A 16664-nucleotide genomic window follows, 5' to 3' on the forward strand; every position below is an offset into this window, starting at 1 on the left:
TGGCCGAGCTGACCCACCTGCCGGTTATCGTCGATCCGTCACACGGCACCGGGCTCGCGCGCTTGGTAGAGCCGATGGCCCTTGCGGGTGTGGCGGCGGGCGCGGACGGGCTCTTGGTGGAAGTTCATCCCGACCCGGCCGTGGCCGTCTCGGATGGACAGCAATCCCTCTCGGTCGAAGCGTTCGGCTCGTTGATGGGGCGCCTGACGGTCATGGCGGCGGCAGTAGGCCGGCGCTTGCCGGCCGCCCGGATTATTGCCTAGATCGGCGCCGGCGCCGCAATAACCGGGGTTGGTTTTTCGTTGAATCGATAACATCACTCTCCCAGAGGTACTTGATGAGATCCACTTCCCGTATCGTCGCTGCCATCGCCTTCGGGGCAGGATGCGCGTTCGTCGCTCTTCCGGCTCTCGCCGAGGTCTGTCAGCATGACTTCTCGCTCGCGAGAGTCATCAAACAGGGGACGACATCCAAAGATATCGCGGGCTCCGGCACGGTGCAATTACAGGTGCAAGTCAATGCCGACGGCACGCACAAGGTCACCAAGGTGATTCGCTCCTCGAACAAGGGCGACAACGAAGCGGCGATCGAGATCGCAAACACGTCAACGTACCGTCCGGCCCACTGCGGGACTACGCCGACCGTCTCGTTCTACGATTTCACGCTAAAGTTCAACGGGAAGTCCGTGCAGGCGCCTGACGCTCTGGGTAACGCCGGCGTCGAGAACCTGATCCGTAGCGGAAAGTATCCGCAGGCCGAAGCAGCCGCACGTGCGGCCCTCGCGGCCAACCCCAACGACAACGGGGCGCTGGTGCTGTTGGGCGTTGCCAGCTACTACGGCAACGATCTCCCGGCGGCCGCCGGGGCGTTTGCGAAAGCCAACCCGATACCCAAGCCGTGGCCTGCGGTTGCGGCGCAGTCGTTGGCCAACCAAGCGGTCAAACTTGCGGAGAGCGATCCCACCACGGCACTCGCTTACGCGCAGAAGGCCGTCGCGCTCGATCCGGGTACCAACTCGCAGTTCGCGCTCGGCGTAGCTCAGATCGGCGGGAAGCAATTTCCTCAGGGCATCGCGACGCTCAAAAACGTGCACGCGCGCCTGTTCGCCGATCCGAAAACGACCAAAAACGTGAAATTCGGTGTCGATAGCCATCTTTTGGCGGCATACCTCGCAAATAACGATACCGCCGGCGCAGCCGCCTTGGCCGCGGAGATGCAGGCGCTGAATCCATCGAGCACGATGGCGGCCGAATTGATGGGTAGCCACTACCTGACGCTCGGCAATCAGGCTCAGCAAGCAAAGAACTACGACGAGGCAATCAAGAACTACGATCTGGCTGCCGCGTCGAAGGTGCCGCAACTCATCGCGAACGCATACTCATCCGCGGTGTTCGCGATCATGAACGAGCAAAAACCCGATTACAATAAGGCGCTGATCTACGGCCAGAAGGCCCTTGCCGCAGCGCCCAACGATGTCATGACCAACTACGCCGTCGGCGTGGCACAGGCCGCGGTTTGGGCCACCGGGCATCAAGAATCGGATAAGAAGCAAGCGCTGGTATATCTCACAAAGGCAGACGGCCTAGCCAAAGCTGCCGGAAATACTCAGCTTTCAACGCAAATCGAAACGTTTATCGCTCATAATATCGAAGCCCCGCATACGGGCTCGACACCGCCGCCGTAGGCGTCGGAGTAACCAGGATAATGCTCCCGGGTGGGCCAATGGTCCGCCCTCGGAGCGGCAGGTCACTGCCGAACTTTTTTCTTGTCTAGATGCACTCTCTAAACACCCGTAAATGGGAGGGGTCGGAAAACTCGTGTTTGACGGATTCTTGAGCGTCATGAAGCAGGGCGGTCCCGATATGTGGATCCTGCTCATTCTCTCGATCACTGTAGTCGCCATCGTCATCGAACGCCTCGTGTTCTTCTCGGCGCAACATGGCGATACCAAGGGCTTGCTGCGCCAAATCGGTTCGAAAATTTCGACCGACGATCTCGCAGGCGCCATCAAAATTTGCCAATCCAACAAGGGCATGCTTCCGCGCATTCTCGAGTTCGGGTTGCTTCGTGGTGAAAAGAACCGCGCCGATATCACCGACGCGCTTTCGATCGCACTGATGGAGCACCTCAACGCTCTCGAGCGGAATCTCGGCGTCATCGGTACGATCGCCGTTATCGCTCCGTTCGTGGGCTTGGCCGGTACCGTTCTCGGTATCATCCGCGCGTTCCAAGAGATCGCGCTCAAAGGCAACTCTTCGCCGGCCGTCGTTGCCGCGGGCGTCTCCGAAGCACTGATCACCACCTTCGGCGGTCTCGCCGTCGCAATCGTGGCCGTGATCTTCTTCAACTACTTCAAGTCGCGAATCAAGGGTTACAACCAAGAGATGATCGTCGCGGCGAACCAATTGGCCGAAATGTTGCACTTCCACAATACCGGCGCGCCGATTCCGACCGAGCTCTATCAGCCTAAGTCGGCTAAGTAAGAGCGGAAGAGGCATACCGTGTCAATGCTCTCGGCGCAACAAGACGCAGAGGTAATGGCGGAGATCAACATCACGCCGTTCACCGACGTGCTCTTGGTCCTGCTCATCATCTTCATGATTTTGGCCGCTATCCAGACGCCGCCGGGCTTCGAAAAAGAGCTTCCTAACCACAGCAATACCAATGCGACTAAAAACATCAACCATAACGACATCGAAGTAGACGTGAACAATAAGGGCGTCATCTACGTCGACGGCACGAAGACGGATACCGTCGGTATCTATCGCGTGATGTACGACGCATCGAAGAAAAAGCCCAATCACCACGTCTCGATCATCGCGGATGCCAAAGCGCCTTACGGCGTCATCATCCGAATCCTCGATGCCGCTAAGGAAGCTAATCTCAACGACGTCGGCTTCGTCACGTCCTAGGTGGAGGTTTAAACAGACTCGTGGCCGTTTCGACAGGTGGAGGCGAAGATGAAGTGATGTCAACGATTAACATCACGCCGTTTACGGATGTGTTGTTAGTTCTCCTCATCATCTTCATTATTCTCGCCGCAGTTACGAAAGAGCCGAAGCTGCCCGATGCCCATAACCGGGATAAGGTGCAGCCTTCGCAGATCGTCGTGATTATCAACGATAAGAACGATATTCAGATCGGTTCGACGACCGTTTCGGTAAGTGGAGCGAAGCAAGCCTTTGCAGACCTCCAGAACAATACCGATCACAAATTCAAGAGCGTCATCATCAAAGCCGATCCCCAAGCGAGCTATGGGGTGATCTTACAGGTCATGGATGCCGCGAAGTCGGTCGATCTTACCGATTTCGGGTTAGCCAACCATATCGAGGGGACCCCGCAGGGGGCGAGTCAATAACTTCATGGCTAAAAAAGACGACTCACCGTTCATCACCACGGGCGAACGCGTTCGCCATTTTCTTGGCTGGGCGTTCGTACTCTCGCTCGTCCTTCATACCTTGGCTATTCCGCTCTTCCCGGATCTCACCAAGCATCACGAAGATCAGCAAGTAGAGAAGGTCTCGGTAACCAAGAAGATTCGCGTACGCGTCCCAACCCCGCCGCCTCCAACGCCGACGCCCCCTCCGACGCCGACGCCGCCTCCTCAGGCGACGCCGCCGCCGAAGCAAACGGCGCCGCAGCCCAAACTCAAGCTCAACGTCCCCAAGACCTCGAACAGTAGCTCGACGTCTTCGACAACGAGCACCTATACCGCGCCGAAATCCGGGTCGGAGAGCGGCGTTCCGGCGGGACAGGGCACGGCTAGTCCGTCCCCGGCCACGCCTGCGCCGACGCTCGCACCCGCGTGTGCGAATCCGACGCATGACGCGACGGTAACCAATCCGCAAGTCCCGGATTATCCGAGTTCGGCTCGCGACCTCAACCTCGGGCCGGTAACGGTTCAGGTCGAAGTCACCGTCAGCGCAACGGGTTCGCTGGTGGATGCGAAGGTCTATAAGTCCTCAGGGAACTTTGCCATCGACCGCAATGCCTTGCTGGCCGCACGCCAGTCATCGTATGCGCCTGCGGCTAAGGACTGCACGCCGGTGCAGGGGCATTACCTCTTCCGAATGGACTTCACCGCAGACTAACCGATTCGTAAACCAAAACAAAGGGACGCTCCCAATGAGGGAGCGTCCCTTTGTTTTGCCGTACGCCTCGATCATCTATGGAGAGTCGCCGCGCGCGTCGCATCTTGCTTGCAGCTTTCGTCTTTTCGCTGCTGGTGCACGCGGTCGTCGCGTTCGTGGTGCGACGCCCGCTGCAGCCGCCGCCCGTGGAGTCGCAGGTGGTGACGCTCCAACGTCGCGCGCAGATCGTCACGGTGCAGCGCAGCCTCCCGAGCCCACCGCCGACGCCGAAGCCCGCCATGGCGCAGCCGAAACCCGCGACGACCGCGCTCCCATCCAAGGCCGTTCCCGCCTCACCGCACGGCGTGCGTCAGCCTCCCATCGTTGCGGCATCGGCCGCTCCCGTTCCAAGCCCGACTGCCCACCCGACCCCGCAGGCCGTTGCTTGTGCCGCGGCCGCCGTCCCCGCGATGCTGGTCGGCTCGCCGCCCCCAGCGGAGATTCCGCCGGCCGTGCGCGCGCAGGCAACCAGCGGAACCGCGCGCGTGCGCGTCTCGCTCGATCGGCACGGCGTCATAACCGGCACGACCGTTACGCAAAGCACCGGCAACCCTTCGCTGGATTTGATTGCCGAATCGATGGCGAACGGGGCGCACTACGCGCCCGCCTATGCGAACTGCAAAGCGATCGCGAGCACGTACGTGTTCGGCGTTAAATTCGCGGCGTGGTGACGGGCGACGGCCTGCCGGAAAGCCCAGGTGTTTTGGGGGAGCGCTCGTCGGCGTGCATCCTGCACGCCTCCTGCTCCTATGTTTTTGGGCAACGGCCAAAGGAAGTCGACATCCATGTCGATTGCCCAAAAATCACAGGTCCCCCAAAGCACTAGGGCCTTTCCGGCAGGCCGTTGCCCGTTGCGCGTTAGCCGGCGGCGGTCGAGCGGCTAGAGCATGCCCATGTCGCGGAGGAGATGCAGCGTGTCGATGTAGCGCTGGAGATGCGCCTTGGTACCTTCGTCGATTTCGAGGAAGGCGACGCCGGTGCGATAGCGTTGCAGCATCGGATCGTAGCGCGACCAGCGGACGATACCGCGAATGCGTAAAATCGGCTGGGTGTCGCCGCGCAGTTCGAGCTGGACGGAGATCTCGTGGTCTTTCTCCAGCTCGGCATTACTGAGCATGGCTAGGCCGCCCAGCGCGATATCGTACGTCTCGGTAAACTCCGGCGCGAAATCGTCACCGATGCTATATGAGACCAGCAATGCGTCGCCGACGCGGTCGAATTCGCGTTCGGACTGCAGATCGTTCTCGTCGTCCGGTTTGGTGGTGTACTCCACACGTTTGCGCTTCCCTCGGCGCGCAATCAATCCTTCCCGCAGGGAGGCAGCGCCCTATAGCGAGGCGTAACCCAGGCCTTCGTGACAGACATCCAGGCGATCGTCCTCGCGCTCCTTCAGGGCGTAAGCGAACTCTTTCCGATATCGAGCCTCGGGCACACCATTCTCGTGCCGGCCTTGCTGCATTGGCGGAATATCGACCGCTCGGGCCCGACCTTTTTGGCCTTCGTCGTCGTCCTGCACCTGGGCACGGCTCTGGCACTCTTGACGTTCTACCGTAAGGAATGGTGGGCGATCGTTCGAGCGCTCGTCGCGAGCGTCGTGCGCGGGAAATTGAGCGACGAGCGAGACGAGCGTATCGGATGGTTGCTCGTGGTGGGCACGATTCCGGTGGGCATTCTGGGCGTGCTGCTGCAGCATCCCGTACGAGCGCTCTTCGGGTCGCCCGCTCCGGCCGCGGCCTTCCTCGCGATCAACGGCTTGGTGATGTTCGCCGGCGAGGCTCTGCGTCGCAGGCAGCATGCGGCGGTCGGACGTACCGATCACCCGATCGAACGGCTGACCTTCGCCCAAAGCGTCGGCGTAGGCTTCGCGCAGTCGTTCGCGTTGCTGCCGGGCATCTCGCGCTCGGGCGCGTCGATGGTTGCGAGCTTGCTTTGCGATCTCGATCACGAAGATGCCGCGCGCTACTCCTTTTTGCTTGCTACCCCGGTGATCTTGGCGGCATCGCTCCTGGAAATCCCCAAGCTCTTCGCGCCCGACGCGCACGTCGTCGCGATGCAGGCGATCGTCGGATGCATCGTATCGGGCGTTGCCGCTTATTTATCCGTGGCGTTTCTCACTCGGTACTTCAAATCGAACGATCTTCGGCCGTTCGGTTGGTATTGCCTCATCGTCGGCGTGACGTGCTTCGTGCTCGCGCGCATGGGAGTTCTAACGTGAAAATTCTGGCATTCGTGTTGGCCGCGTTCTTTTTCATCATCGGATTACTCTACGGCTTGGGCTCGATCAACTTCTTGACGAAATCCGGGACCGCGCACGCGCACCACGTTTCGCACCTGGTGGTGGCGTGGATCTTGAGCCTGCTTTGCCTGGTCTGGGCCCGATTCCAGGACGCGCCCGCGCGTCACTAACGCGCGGCTATTTGGTCGCGATCAGATAGATCTCGTAGGGGTGCGGCGCGACGATCTCAACGTGCGGACGCGCGTTGCGTACCAGCGGCTCGAAATCGCCCAGCCGGTTCTGGGTGGTTTGCACGATGATGGTGCGGTAGTCGTCCGCTTGCGAGAGAATGTTCGAAATCGCGCGAGAATACGCCGGGATCTCCGAGGCACGCGCACCTAAGAGCGAATCTCGGTACGCGTGCTCGATGGTGAAGTAGGGATTGCCCTGCCACCACGCTTCCCACATCCAGATGCGCGCGTCCGCGCTGCGGAACGAATTGCGCGCGGGCGGCGCGAGAAAGAGTGCGTCGGCGCGCTGCGCGCCGAGCGTCGCGAGGACGTCGCCCTGGCGAACCGTGTTGCGGCGCAGGTTGGTGCCGACCACGCACTCGGTGTCGCGGATATACGTCCACGCAAGTTCGCTCGGCTGAATGTCCTGCATGTCGTCGGGGTTCTGCGTTTTTTGTAGCCAGTAACAGAACGCGCGCCACAAACCCAGAATGGCCAGCCCGGTCTGCCCGTCGCTGCGGAGGTTCCGGACGTTATCGTGCCAGACGCCGAGATAGACGCACTGCTCTTCGGTAAAGAAGACCCCTTCCCACGCCTTGAACATGTCCACCGAGTAGATCCGCCCCGGTAGCATCTCGACGATTTCGGCGACCTCGCTATCGCGCAGGATCGTCTGGTCGTTGACCACGATCCCTTCGCCGACGCGTACGAACCACTCGAGAAGGTCGCCGCCGTGCACCGAGATGCCGTGGCGCTTGAGGTAGTTGAGGTGCGTGGGCAGACCCATAAACGGATCGACCAAGCTGTGGCAATCGTAACGCTGCAGCAATTCGAGCAATCGCGACGGAGAGACGCGCCTAGTGCGTTCGGGGAGCTCGATCATGCGTGCGCTTTCGTGGCCGTCAGCAGTGCGCGAACGACCAGCGGGTCGAATTGCGTGCCGATGGCGGTGTCGATGCGTTGCATCGGCGCGCCGCGCTCCGAGCGCAGGGACGAACGCTCCTCGTGGAGCGTATCGAAGGCGATCGTTGCCGCCAGGATGCGCGAGCCGACCGGGATCTCGCCGTGTTTCATACCGGCGGGCTTTCCGGTTCCGTCGTACCATTCCGCGCGTGCCCGAAGGATCTCCGCAACGTGGCCGAGCGTGGCGTTGTCGGCGAGCAGGTCGGCGGCCGCGCCCGCGTTCTTCGCGCGCTCGTCGATGCCCATGCGGGCGAGCGGATCGAACTGAGCGTCCTCGACGTCGGTGCAGTAGAGTTCGCCCGCACCATAGAGGCGCGCGGCAAGGCCGAGAGCCGCGCGCTGCGCCGCGTCGACACCGACGATCGCTGCGGTGCCATCGGCAAGCGCGTGAACGCGTTGCCAGCGTCCCGGCACGCCGTTGTGCGCATCGACGCGACCGGCGATCGCATCCAACAGGGCGAGATCGTCGCCGGGTGCGGCCGTCAGCGCATCGATTGGAAGCACCGGTGCGGGAACGTTTCCGCCGTTGAGATGAAACCACGAAGTGAACGCCCGGGCTGTATCCGGGCCAAACGAACGCCCGCTTCGGAGGTAGACCATCGCGAGCGCGTCGTCGGGATCTTCGGCTCGCAGAAAAACGTCCGCCAACAGCAGGCATTGCGCCGAGCGCGGTATGCCGTGCCAGCGTAACTGATCGGGGAATCCGGTGCCGTCCCAACATTCGGCTTGCCAGCGAACGATGTCCGGCGTGGCCGCCGGGAGCATGCCCATCGCGGCGCAGATTCGCGCTCCCTGCGCGGGAACGTCCCAGGCCTCGATGCGCGCCGAACGTTCGGAGAGCGGATCGCCGCCCTTTTTAAAGGCCGCGTTCCCGATGGCGCCGATCGCGTGCAACAGCCCCGCGAACGCAATGGCGGGGCGTTCCTCTTCGTCGGGGCTCACGGTTTCTGCCAGAGCCGCACCGAGGGCCGCTTTGCGAAGTGCGAAGCCGCTCGGATTTCCGCAAGCGGCGTCGCCCACCGCCCCGTACCACGCGAGGACGTCGGCCAATCGGGCAGCCGTCGCCCGAGGATCGCCGCCGGTGTCCTGGAATAGCGTCATTAACTACCGCGCTTTACATATTGCCGTGCAGAAACCCTCACATATTTTAACCGACGGCAGCATTTCCATGGTCGATGTCTCGGGCAAAGCCGTCTCGACGCGCACAGCGCGCGCCGAGGCTCGCGTACGGATGAGCCCCCAGGCCGCGACGGTGCTGCGAGAATCGACGCTTCCCAAGGGTGACGCCTTCGTCACCGCGCAGTTGGCCGGCATCATGGCTGCCAAACAAACTGCGGCCTTAATTCCGCTTGCCCATCCGCTGCCGCTCGCTCGCGTCGACGTGCGGATCGACTGGTTCGACGACACCACCTTGCGGATCGTGGCCGAGGCGATCACCAGCGCGCAGACCGGAGTTGAGATGGAGGCGATGGTCGCCGCCAGCGTGGCCGCGCTGACCATCTATGATATGAGCAAGGCGATGGACAAGGGCATCTGCATCGAGTCCGTCCGGCTGCTCGAAAAAACCGGTGGGAAGAGCGGGCATTGGCTGGCGCCGGCGTGAGCTTTACCGTGGCGTTGATCGTTCTTTCCGACCGCGCCGCCGACGGCCGGCGAGCTGACGCGTGCATTCCGGTCATGCGCGAGCGGCTCGGCGGCGGCTACGATATCGTGCGTGAGCTCGTGCTTCCGGACGATCCCGGGTCGCTTCAGGCTGAGTTGATCGATATCGCCGATCGGGGAAGTGCGGCACTGGTGCTCACCAGCGGCGGGACCGGCCTTGGGCCGCGCGATCGAACGCCGCAGGCCACCGCCGCGATTCTGGACTACGAAGTGCCGGGCATCGCCGAGGCGATCCGCTCCGCCTCGATGCAGATCGTTCGCACCGCGATGCTCTCGCGAGCGATCGCCGGGGTGCGTCACCGGACCTTGATCGTCAATTTGCCGGGTAGCCCCAAAGCGGTCGCCGAGTCGCTCGACGTGATCCTTCCGGTTCTGCCGCACGCGCTCGAGCTGCTGCGCGGCGACGTGATCGACGGATGAGCATGTCGTTCCGCCAAGCCGAGCACTATCTGCTGGGCACCATCAACGAAACGATCTCGCGCCGGCTGCCCTACCGTTTGGAGCGCATGCACGCGTTCATGCGCGAACTCGGCGACCCTCAGCGCGCATTTCTCAGCCTGCACGTCGCCGGCACCAGCGGAAAGGGCTCGACGTCGACGATGATCGCCGCGGCGCTCCAAGCCGCCGGCATGCGCGTCGGCCTGCATACCAAGCCGCACCTTCGTTCGATGACCGAGCGCGCGCGCATCGACGGCGTCGCGATCGCGGAGGAGCGTTTTGCGGCATTGCTCGACGAGATGATGCCCGCGATCGAGCGGACGACGCAGGCGCACGGCCGACCGACCTATTACGAGACGCTTCTCGCGTTGACGTTCTGTTATTTTGCGCAAGAACGGGTCGATATCGCGGCGATCGAAGTGGGCCTGGGCGGCTCGCTCGACGGCACCAACGTCATCGTGCCGCAGGTGGGCGTCATCACCTCGATCGGTTTCGATCACATGGACGTTCTGGGCGACACGATCGAAGAGATCGCGCGCGAAAAGGCCGGTATTGCGAAGCCGTACGTTCCGCTCGTGCTCGCGGCCGAAGACCCGAAGGCGCTCGCCGTAATCGAGGCGCACGCGCGGGAGGTCGGTGCGCCGGTCGTGCGCGTTGCGCAAGCGGCGGCCGTCGAAAACTACGAGGCCGCGCGCGCGGGACAGCGTTTCAACGTTACAACGGCGCGCGGACGCTACGACATCGCACTTCCGGTCCTGGGTGAGTTTCAACGCGCGAATGCCGCAACGGCGATCGTGGCTCTGGAGGCTCTCGATGCGAACCTGCGCCCGAGTATCGAGGCGATCGAGACCGGGTTCGCTCACCTTGCGATTCCGGGACGCATGGAACTTTTCAGCGGCCATCCGAGCGTGGTATTCGACATCGCACACAACGCCGAGAAAGCCGAACACCTGACGATGTCGTTGCGAGAGCGATTCCCCGGGCGGCGTTTTCGCTTCGTCGTCGCCATCGGTCAGAGTAAGGATGCCGAGCAGATCTTGCGCGCCTTCGCTTCGGCCGGAGCATCGTTCATTTTTACGACGTTCGCCGCAGCGGGGCGGCAGGCGATGCGGCCGGCGCGTCTCGCCGCGATTGCGGAATCGATCGGGGCTTGGGGCCGCGCGATCGACGATCCGGTCGAAGCCTTGGCGGTTGCGAGGCGCTCGGCAACGGACGACGACGTCGTCGTCGTAACGGGGTCGACGTTCATCGTCGCGATGCTGCGAGCGTGGTGGTTCGAGCACGTTCTCGATTTCGATACCGCGCATGTCTGATCGCGAGCCGCTCCGCGTTCGCGACACGACGTTCGACTGGGGTGCCCGAACCTATCTCATGGCGATCGTCAACGTCACTCCGGATTCGTTCTCCGGCGACGGCATCGAGGACGCGCAACTCGCGATCGCGAGTGCGATCGGTCAATGGGAGCGTGGCGCGGATATTTTAGATATCGGCGGTGAGTCGACGCGCCCCGGCCACACCCTGCTGGACGTGGAAGAAGAACTCGCTCGCGTCGTGCCGGTGATCCGAGGCGTGCGCTCGGCGCTACCGAGCGCTCCGATTTCGATCGATACGTACAAGCCGGCGGTGGCAAAGGCCGCGTGCGCGGCGGGTGCCGACATCATCAACTGCGTCTGGGGCGCGCCGGACGACATGCTGGCCGTTGCGGTCGAATGCGCCACGCCGTTCGTCGCCATGCACAATCAGCACGGCACGCATTACGACGGCAACGTGATGGACGACGTGGTAGCGGCGCTGCGCGACGCCGCGCAACGGGCCCGGTCGTGCGGCGTGCCGATGATCGTCGACCCGGGTATCGGCTTTGGGAAGACGGCCGATCAAAATATCGCGGTTCTCGCCGAGTTACGGCGTCTCACGCAGCTCGGGTTTCCGACGCTCCTTGGGACGTCGCGTAAATCGACGCTTGGCAAACTCACCGGGCGCGAACCCGCCGAGCGCGCCTTCGGCACCGCCGCTACGACCGCGCTCGCGATTGCAGCCGGCATCGATATCGTGCGGGTGCACGACGTTGCGGAGACGCGCGACGTCATCGCGGTGAGCGATGCGATCGAGCGTGGCTGGAGGCCGGCAACGTGGACCGCATAGCGCTGCGCGGCATGCGCGTCTACGGTCGCCATGGAGCGAATCCGGGAGAACGCGATCGCGAGCAGCCCTTCGATATCGACGTGCTGCTCGAGGTCGATTTGCGCTCGGCCCAGGCTTCCGATGTGCTGGGAGACACGGTGGACTACGCCGGCCTGCATCGCCGGCTCACCGAAATCGTACGCACGCGTTCCTACGCACTGTTGGAGCGGCTCGCCGGCGAGTTGCTGCACGTGGTCTTCGCCGACGCGCGCGTACGGCGCGCGCAGATCTCCATTGCGAAACCGGCGTTGCTCGAAGGCGCTACGCCGTCGGTCACGCTCGAGCGCGACAATCCGCGTTGGCGCTAGCGTACGTCGGAATCGGCTCCAACCTCGGCGACTCGGCGGCGCGCGTACGCGATGCGATCGTCGCATTGGCGAGCCTCGGCTCGGTGCGCGCGCAATCGTCGCTCTATCGCAGCGCTCCTTGGGGAAGAACCGATCAGCCCGCCTTCATCAACGCGGTCGTTCGGCTCGATACCGATCTTACGCCGTTAGCGTTGCTCGATGCGCTCAAGGCGATTGAGACGCGGCTTGGGCGCACGCCCGGCGAGCGCTGGGGGCCGCGAGCGATCGATCTGGATATTCTCACCTACGACGACGAAAGCGTGGAGCTGGCCACGCTGCGCGTTCCGCACCCGCACCTGTACGAGCGAGCGTTCGTGCTCGTCCCGTTGGCGGAGATCGACGATCGCTATCGGCCGGCGCGCGACGCGTTGCAAGCTTCCGAGCGCGACGGCGTTACGCCATACGTTGGTCGAACGGGCTGAGGAGGTCTTGCCGGGGACACGGCAAGGGTCGCCGCCAAGCGAGCCTTCGGCGGCCGCCGCTTGGCGCCCCAAACCCGCGGGGCGGGGCAGGCGAGGTCCGTAGCGAAACGAAGGCGGTCATGTCCGACGAGCAGCACCTATCCGGCCTCGCTGAGCGCGTGCGCGTCCTAGCGCAGGCCTTTGTTGCGAGCGATCTCCTTCGCGTTCGGGTCGAGCGCAAGCACGAGGCGATCGAACTCGCGCGTAACTACGTACCCGCCGGGCTCGCGGAGCTTCCGTCCGAGTTCGAATCCGCGACGGCTGCCGCGCCGGTCAAACTCGATACGGTGCGGGCCGACCTCGTGGGGATCTTTCATTTGTGCCGGCCGCAGCCGTTCGAGGGCGAACGCCTCGAGGGCGACCGGGAACTGGCGTATATTGAAGCACTAGGCATCCGCAATCCGGTGCGCAGTCGTGGTGCGGGTCGCGTTGTCGCCATCCGCGCGACCGACGGCGACCCGGTGGAGTACGGCCAGCCGCTCTTCGAACTCGACCGAGGATAAATCGATTTTCAAAAAAGTGTTGATCGCCAACCGCGGCGAGATTGCCCTGCGTATCAATCGCGCCTGCCAAGAGCTAGGGGTGCGTACGGTTGCGGTGTTCTCAGAGGCCGATCGGGAGTCGCTGCACGTGCGGCAAGCCGATGAGGCCTTCTGCGTCGGCCCGGGCCCGGTGGCGCGGTCGTACCTCAACATACCCAACGTCATTTCAACGGCGCTGATCACCGGCTGCGACGCCGTTCATCCCGGCTACGGTTTCCTGGCCGAGAACGCTCGCTTCGCCGAGATCTGCGCCGACCACGGCCTCACGTTCATCGGCCCAAAGCCGAGCGTCATTGCCGCGATGGGCGATAAGGCGACGGCCAAACGCGTGATGCACGACGCCGGCGTAGCGACCACGCCCGGCACCGATATTCTGAGTTCGGCCGACGAAGCGCGCAAGGCGGCGAAGAAGATCGGCTACCCGGTGCTCCTCAAGGCCACGGCCGGCGGCGGCGGCAAGGGGATGCGCACGGTCGGGAACGAGCAGGACCTCGAGCGCGCGTTTTCGAGCGCGACGGCCGAAGCCGAAGCGAGTTTCAAAGACGGCCGGCTCTACATGGAAAAGCTCATCATCGATCCGCGTCACATCGAGGTTCAAGTCTTGGCCGACTCGTTCGGCAATGTGGTGCATCTGGGCGAACGCGACTGTTCGGTGCAGAAGCCGTCGCACCAAAAACTGATCGAAGAGGCTCCCGCGCCCAACCTTTCGCAAAAAGCGCGCAACGCGCTCCACGATATGGCGGTGCGCGCCTGCAAGCACGTCGGGTATAGCAACGCCGGGACGCTCGAGTTCCTCGTGAGCGGCGACCAAGTCTTTTTTATGGAGATGAACACGCGCATCCAGGTCGAGCACCCGGTCACCGAAATGGTCTACAGCATCGACTTGGTCAAAGAGCAGATTCGCATTGCGTCGGGCGAGACGCTGGGGTACACGCAGCGCGATTTGGTGGCCCGCGGCCACGCCATCGAGTGTCGTATCAACGCCGAGGATTCGTCCAACAACTTCGCCCCGCAGGCCGGGACCCTCGCGGACGTCGTGTTCCCGGGCGGGCCGGGGATCCGCGTCGATACGCACGTTTACGCCGGGGCGACGATTCCGCCGTACTACGATTCGATGCTCGCCAAAATCGTCGCGTTCGGCGAGACGCGCGACGCCGCGATCGCGCGCATGGAGCGGGCGTTGCGCGAGACGGTCGTGGACGGCGTGAATACCACGATCGAGCAATGCCTGGAAATCTTGGCGCACCCGCGCTTTCGCGAAGGCCGTTACGATATCGGTTTCTTACCCTCGCTGCTCAAGGCGCGGGTGTAGCAGTGGCATCTCGGCGCATGGGGCGCGAACAAGCTCTGCAAGCACTCTACTCGATCGTCGTCGGACATCGCGACGCCGCGGATGCGTTAAGCGAGATCATCGGCGATGCGGCCCCGGCCGAGCATCGCGCGTTCGTCAAGGATCTCGTGCTCGGTTCGCTCGACTATACGGACGAAGCCGACAGTGCGTTCGCGCCGCTCATGGAGGGATGGACGGTCGAACGTTTGCCGACGATCGACCGTTTACTCCTTGAAATGGGAACGTTCGAATTGCGTTGTCGCCCGCAGACGCCGGCTCCGGTGGTGATCAACGAAGCCGTCGAGCTGGCGAAAAAATTTTCCACCGAGGATTCCGGGCGCTTCGTAAACGGCGTACTTAGTGCGGTTGCGAACGCGAAAGCCTAAGGTGCGGCGCAGCTCCGTTTGGCGCGGAGTCTGGATCGGCGCGTTGCTGTTGGTGCTCTTCGGTATCGGCACGGTGGCCGGCATCGTGGCGACCTACTCGCGCAAGCTACCCGACATCAGCCGGATGGCCGATTATCAGCCGGCCCGCTCCACGCGGATCTTCGCCCGTGACGGCACGCTCATCGCCTCGGTATATAAAGAAAACCGCGTCTGGGTGCCGATCGCGCGCATCCCGCTCGACGTGCAACACGCCTTTATCGCTAACGAAGACCACAATTTTTACTATCACCACGGCGTCGACTTCGGAGGCATCTTGCGTGCCGCCATCGCCGACCTCACGCACCAGCAGTTCCAGGGCGCGTCCACGATCACGCAACAACTCGCGCGCAAGCTGTTCCTGAACGACGAGATTTCGATCTCGCGCAAGATTCAGGAGGCGCTGCTGGCGATGGAGATCGAGCGCTATTATACGAAGGACGAGATCCTCGAGCGCTATCTCAACATCGTCTACCTCGGCTCCGGCGCGTACGGCGTGGACGCTGCCGCCCACACCTACTTCGGCAAGAGCGTCGACAAGCTCGATACGGCCCAAGCCGCGATGATCGCCGGCGTCGTGGCGGCGCCCTCGGATTATTCGCCGTTCGTCAATTTACAATTGGCGCGCGAGCGGCAGCGCCACGTGCTCGATCGGATGGTCGCGAGCGGCTTCATCACCCAGGCGCACGCCGACGCGTCGTACGATGCGCCGCTGGGCCTAGCCAAGCAGCGTGCGTCGGGATTACAGGGCTATCTCTATCCGTATTACACGACCTATGTGATCGCGCAGCTCGACAAACTCTTCGGCACCCAAGCGGTAGAAGAGGGCGGCTTACAAGTCGATACGGCGTTGGATCCGCGTATGGAGCGGATCGCGCAGGATGCCGTCACGTGGGGCATCGCGCAAGCGCGCGCCGAAGGCGTCAACGCACACGAAGGCGCGCTGGTCGCGATCCGTCCGTCCACCGGCGAGATCGTCGCCATGATCGGCGGCAACGGCTTCTCGTTGAGCAATCAGTTCAATCGCGCGTGGCAGGCGCATCGCCAGCCCGGCTCGTCGTTCAAAGCCTATCTCTACACCGCGGCGATCGATTCCGGCATGCCGGCATCGACGCGCATCGACGATTCGCCGGTCGGCTATCCGATGGGCGACGGCACGACGTGGTACCCCAAAGATGACGACGGCCGTTTTATGGGCCCGGTGACCCTGGCGACCGCGCTCGCGCTCTCGCGTAACGTCGTCGCCGTCAAACTTGCGGACCAGATCGGCCTGGATAAGGTGATTGAATACGCGCATAAGATGGGCGTGCGCGCGCGCTTGGACGCGAATCTCTCGCTCGCGTTAGGATCCTCGGTGGTGACGGTGCTGGATCAAGCGAGCGGATATCAAACGCTTGCCGACCAGGGCATTCACATCGACCCGACCGCGCTGCGCGTGGTGAAGGACTCGCTCGGCAACGTCGTCTTGGACGATCAGTATCCGCCGGCCGACGAAGTGGTGAGTGCGGGCACCGCCTACATCGTGACCAAGATGCTCGAGGGCGTCATCACGCACGGCACGGGGTATCCGAATGCCATCATCGGTCGACCGGCCGCCGGAAAAACCGGGACGACGTCCGATTTCCGCGATGCGTGGTTCGTCGGCTACACGCCGGATCTGGTGACGGCGGTATGGATCGGCAACGACAACTACTCGCGGATGAACGAATCGTACGGCGGCGATATTCCGGCCCGCATTTGGGC

22 protein-coding genes are annotated in these 16664 nt (G+C 63.1%); 19 read left to right on the top strand and 3 right to left on the bottom strand.

Annotated features, from left to right (window positions below):
- The 7 genes from VMW12_02205 to VMW12_02235 all read left to right on the top strand — a co-directional run.
- On the top strand, window positions 1-263 hold a 263-nt coding region (locus VMW12_02205), incomplete at its 5' end, for a 3-deoxy-7-phosphoheptulonate synthase (GenBank protein ID HUZ48535.1).
- A gap of 74 nt (window positions 264-337) precedes the next feature.
- A complete protein-coding gene (locus VMW12_02210; protein HUZ48536.1) occupies window positions 338-1684 on the top strand; it encodes a tetratricopeptide repeat protein in 1347 nt (448 codons plus the stop codon).
- A gap of 133 nt (window positions 1685-1817) precedes the next feature.
- Window positions 1818-2483: a MotA/TolQ/ExbB proton channel family protein gene (locus VMW12_02215; protein HUZ48537.1), complete on the top strand. Its 666-nt coding sequence runs from the start codon at window positions 1818-1820 to the stop codon at window positions 2481-2483.
- 24 nt (window positions 2484-2507) lie between these two features.
- Window positions 2508-2912, top strand: a complete 405-nt coding sequence (locus tag VMW12_02220) for a biopolymer transporter ExbD (GenBank protein HUZ48538.1) — start codon at window positions 2508-2510, stop codon at window positions 2910-2912.
- Window positions 2913-2968: 56 nt separating this feature from the next.
- Window positions 2969-3358: a biopolymer transporter ExbD gene (locus VMW12_02225; protein ID HUZ48539.1), complete on the top strand. Its 390-nt coding sequence runs from the start codon at window positions 2969-2971 to the stop codon at window positions 3356-3358.
- A gap of 4 nt (window positions 3359-3362) precedes the next feature.
- Entirely contained in the window at window positions 3363-4091 is a 729-nt protein-coding gene (locus VMW12_02230; GenBank protein ID HUZ48540.1) for a TonB family protein, read from the top strand.
- A 77-nt stretch (window positions 4092-4168) separates the two neighbouring features.
- Window positions 4169-4801 carry a TonB family protein gene (locus tag VMW12_02235; protein HUZ48541.1) on the top strand — a complete coding sequence of 211 codons (633 nt, stop codon included), beginning with the start codon at window positions 4169-4171 and terminating at the stop codon, window positions 4799-4801.
- Between the two features lie 209 nt (window positions 4802-5010).
- Here VMW12_02235 and VMW12_02240 read toward each other — a convergent pair whose 3' ends face one another.
- On the bottom strand, window positions 5011-5403 hold the full coding sequence (locus VMW12_02240; protein ID HUZ48542.1) for a PilZ domain-containing protein: 393 nt from the start codon (window positions 5401-5403) through the stop codon (window positions 5011-5013).
- An 81-nt stretch (window positions 5404-5484) separates the two neighbouring features.
- Here VMW12_02240 and VMW12_02245 point away from each other — a divergent pair, with 81 nt between their 5' ends.
- Together VMW12_02245 and VMW12_02250 are read left to right on the top strand one after the other, a co-directional pair.
- On the top strand, window positions 5485-6345 hold the full coding sequence (locus VMW12_02245; protein ID HUZ48543.1) for an undecaprenyl-diphosphate phosphatase: 861 nt from the start codon (window positions 5485-5487) through the stop codon (window positions 6343-6345).
- Complete coding sequence (locus tag VMW12_02250; GenBank protein ID HUZ48544.1) at window positions 6342-6536, top strand: hypothetical protein; 195 nt, start codon at window positions 6342-6344, stop codon at window positions 6534-6536. Before VMW12_02245 ends, VMW12_02250 begins: the two co-directional genes overlap by 4 nt.
- Before the next feature lie 7 nt (window positions 6537-6543).
- Here VMW12_02250 and VMW12_02255 read toward each other — a convergent pair whose 3' ends face one another.
- Window positions 6544-7458, bottom strand: coding sequence for a hypothetical protein (locus tag VMW12_02255; protein ID HUZ48545.1), 915 nt, complete (start codon window positions 7456-7458; stop codon window positions 6544-6546).
- Window positions 7455-8639, bottom strand: coding sequence for an HD domain-containing phosphohydrolase (locus VMW12_02260; protein HUZ48546.1), 1185 nt, complete (start codon window positions 8637-8639; stop codon window positions 7455-7457). The genes VMW12_02255 and VMW12_02260 overlap by 4 nt, the downstream gene beginning before the upstream one ends.
- 25 nt (window positions 8640-8664) lie before the next feature.
- Between VMW12_02260 and moaC the strand changes: the two genes are divergently transcribed.
- The 10 genes from moaC to VMW12_02310 form a co-directional block, all read left to right on the top strand.
- On the top strand, window positions 8665-9141 hold the full coding sequence (gene moaC, locus VMW12_02265; GenBank protein HUZ48547.1) for a cyclic pyranopterin monophosphate synthase MoaC: 477 nt from the start codon (window positions 8665-8667) through the stop codon (window positions 9139-9141).
- A complete protein-coding gene (locus VMW12_02270) occupies window positions 9123-9620 on the top strand; it encodes a MogA/MoaB family molybdenum cofactor biosynthesis protein (GenBank protein HUZ48548.1) in 498 nt (165 codons plus the stop codon). Before moaC ends, VMW12_02270 begins: the two co-directional genes overlap by 19 nt.
- Before the next feature lie 2 nt (window positions 9621-9622).
- A complete protein-coding gene (locus VMW12_02275; GenBank protein HUZ48549.1) occupies window positions 9623-10951 on the top strand; it encodes a folylpolyglutamate synthase/dihydrofolate synthase family protein in 1329 nt (442 codons plus the stop codon).
- A complete protein-coding gene (gene folP, locus VMW12_02280) occupies window positions 10944-11780 on the top strand; it encodes a dihydropteroate synthase (GenBank protein HUZ48550.1) in 837 nt (278 codons plus the stop codon). Before VMW12_02275 ends, folP begins: the two co-directional genes overlap by 8 nt.
- A complete protein-coding gene (folB, locus tag VMW12_02285) occupies window positions 11768-12127 on the top strand; it encodes a dihydroneopterin aldolase (protein HUZ48551.1) in 360 nt (119 codons plus the stop codon). The genes folP and folB overlap by 13 nt, the downstream gene beginning before the upstream one ends.
- Window positions 12118-12588: a 2-amino-4-hydroxy-6-hydroxymethyldihydropteridine diphosphokinase gene (gene folK / locus VMW12_02290; GenBank protein HUZ48552.1), complete on the top strand. Its 471-nt coding sequence runs from the start codon at window positions 12118-12120 to the stop codon at window positions 12586-12588. The genes folB and folK overlap by 10 nt, the downstream gene beginning before the upstream one ends.
- A gap of 119 nt (window positions 12589-12707) precedes the next feature.
- Window positions 12708-13130 (top strand): biotin/lipoyl-containing protein, encoded by a 423-nt coding sequence (locus VMW12_02295; GenBank protein HUZ48553.1) that lies wholly within the window; start codon window positions 12708-12710, stop codon window positions 13128-13130.
- Window positions 13131-13134: 4 nt separating this feature from the next.
- Window positions 13135-14481, top strand: coding sequence for an acetyl-CoA carboxylase biotin carboxylase subunit (gene accC / locus VMW12_02300; GenBank protein ID HUZ48554.1), 1347 nt, complete (start codon window positions 13135-13137; stop codon window positions 14479-14481).
- A gap of 2 nt (window positions 14482-14483) precedes the next feature.
- On the top strand, window positions 14484-14885 hold the full coding sequence (gene nusB, locus VMW12_02305) for a transcription antitermination factor NusB (GenBank protein HUZ48555.1): 402 nt from the start codon (window positions 14484-14486) through the stop codon (window positions 14883-14885).
- Between the two features lies 1 nt (window position 14886).
- The coding region (locus VMW12_02310) for a PBP1A family penicillin-binding protein (GenBank protein HUZ48556.1) at window positions 14887-16664 on the top strand (1778 nt) is incomplete at its 3' end.

It is taken from the genome of Candidatus Dormiibacterota bacterium, assembly GCA_035532835.1.
GTDB lineage: Bacteria > Vulcanimicrobiota > Vulcanimicrobiia > Vulcanimicrobiales > Vulcanimicrobiaceae > DAHUXY01.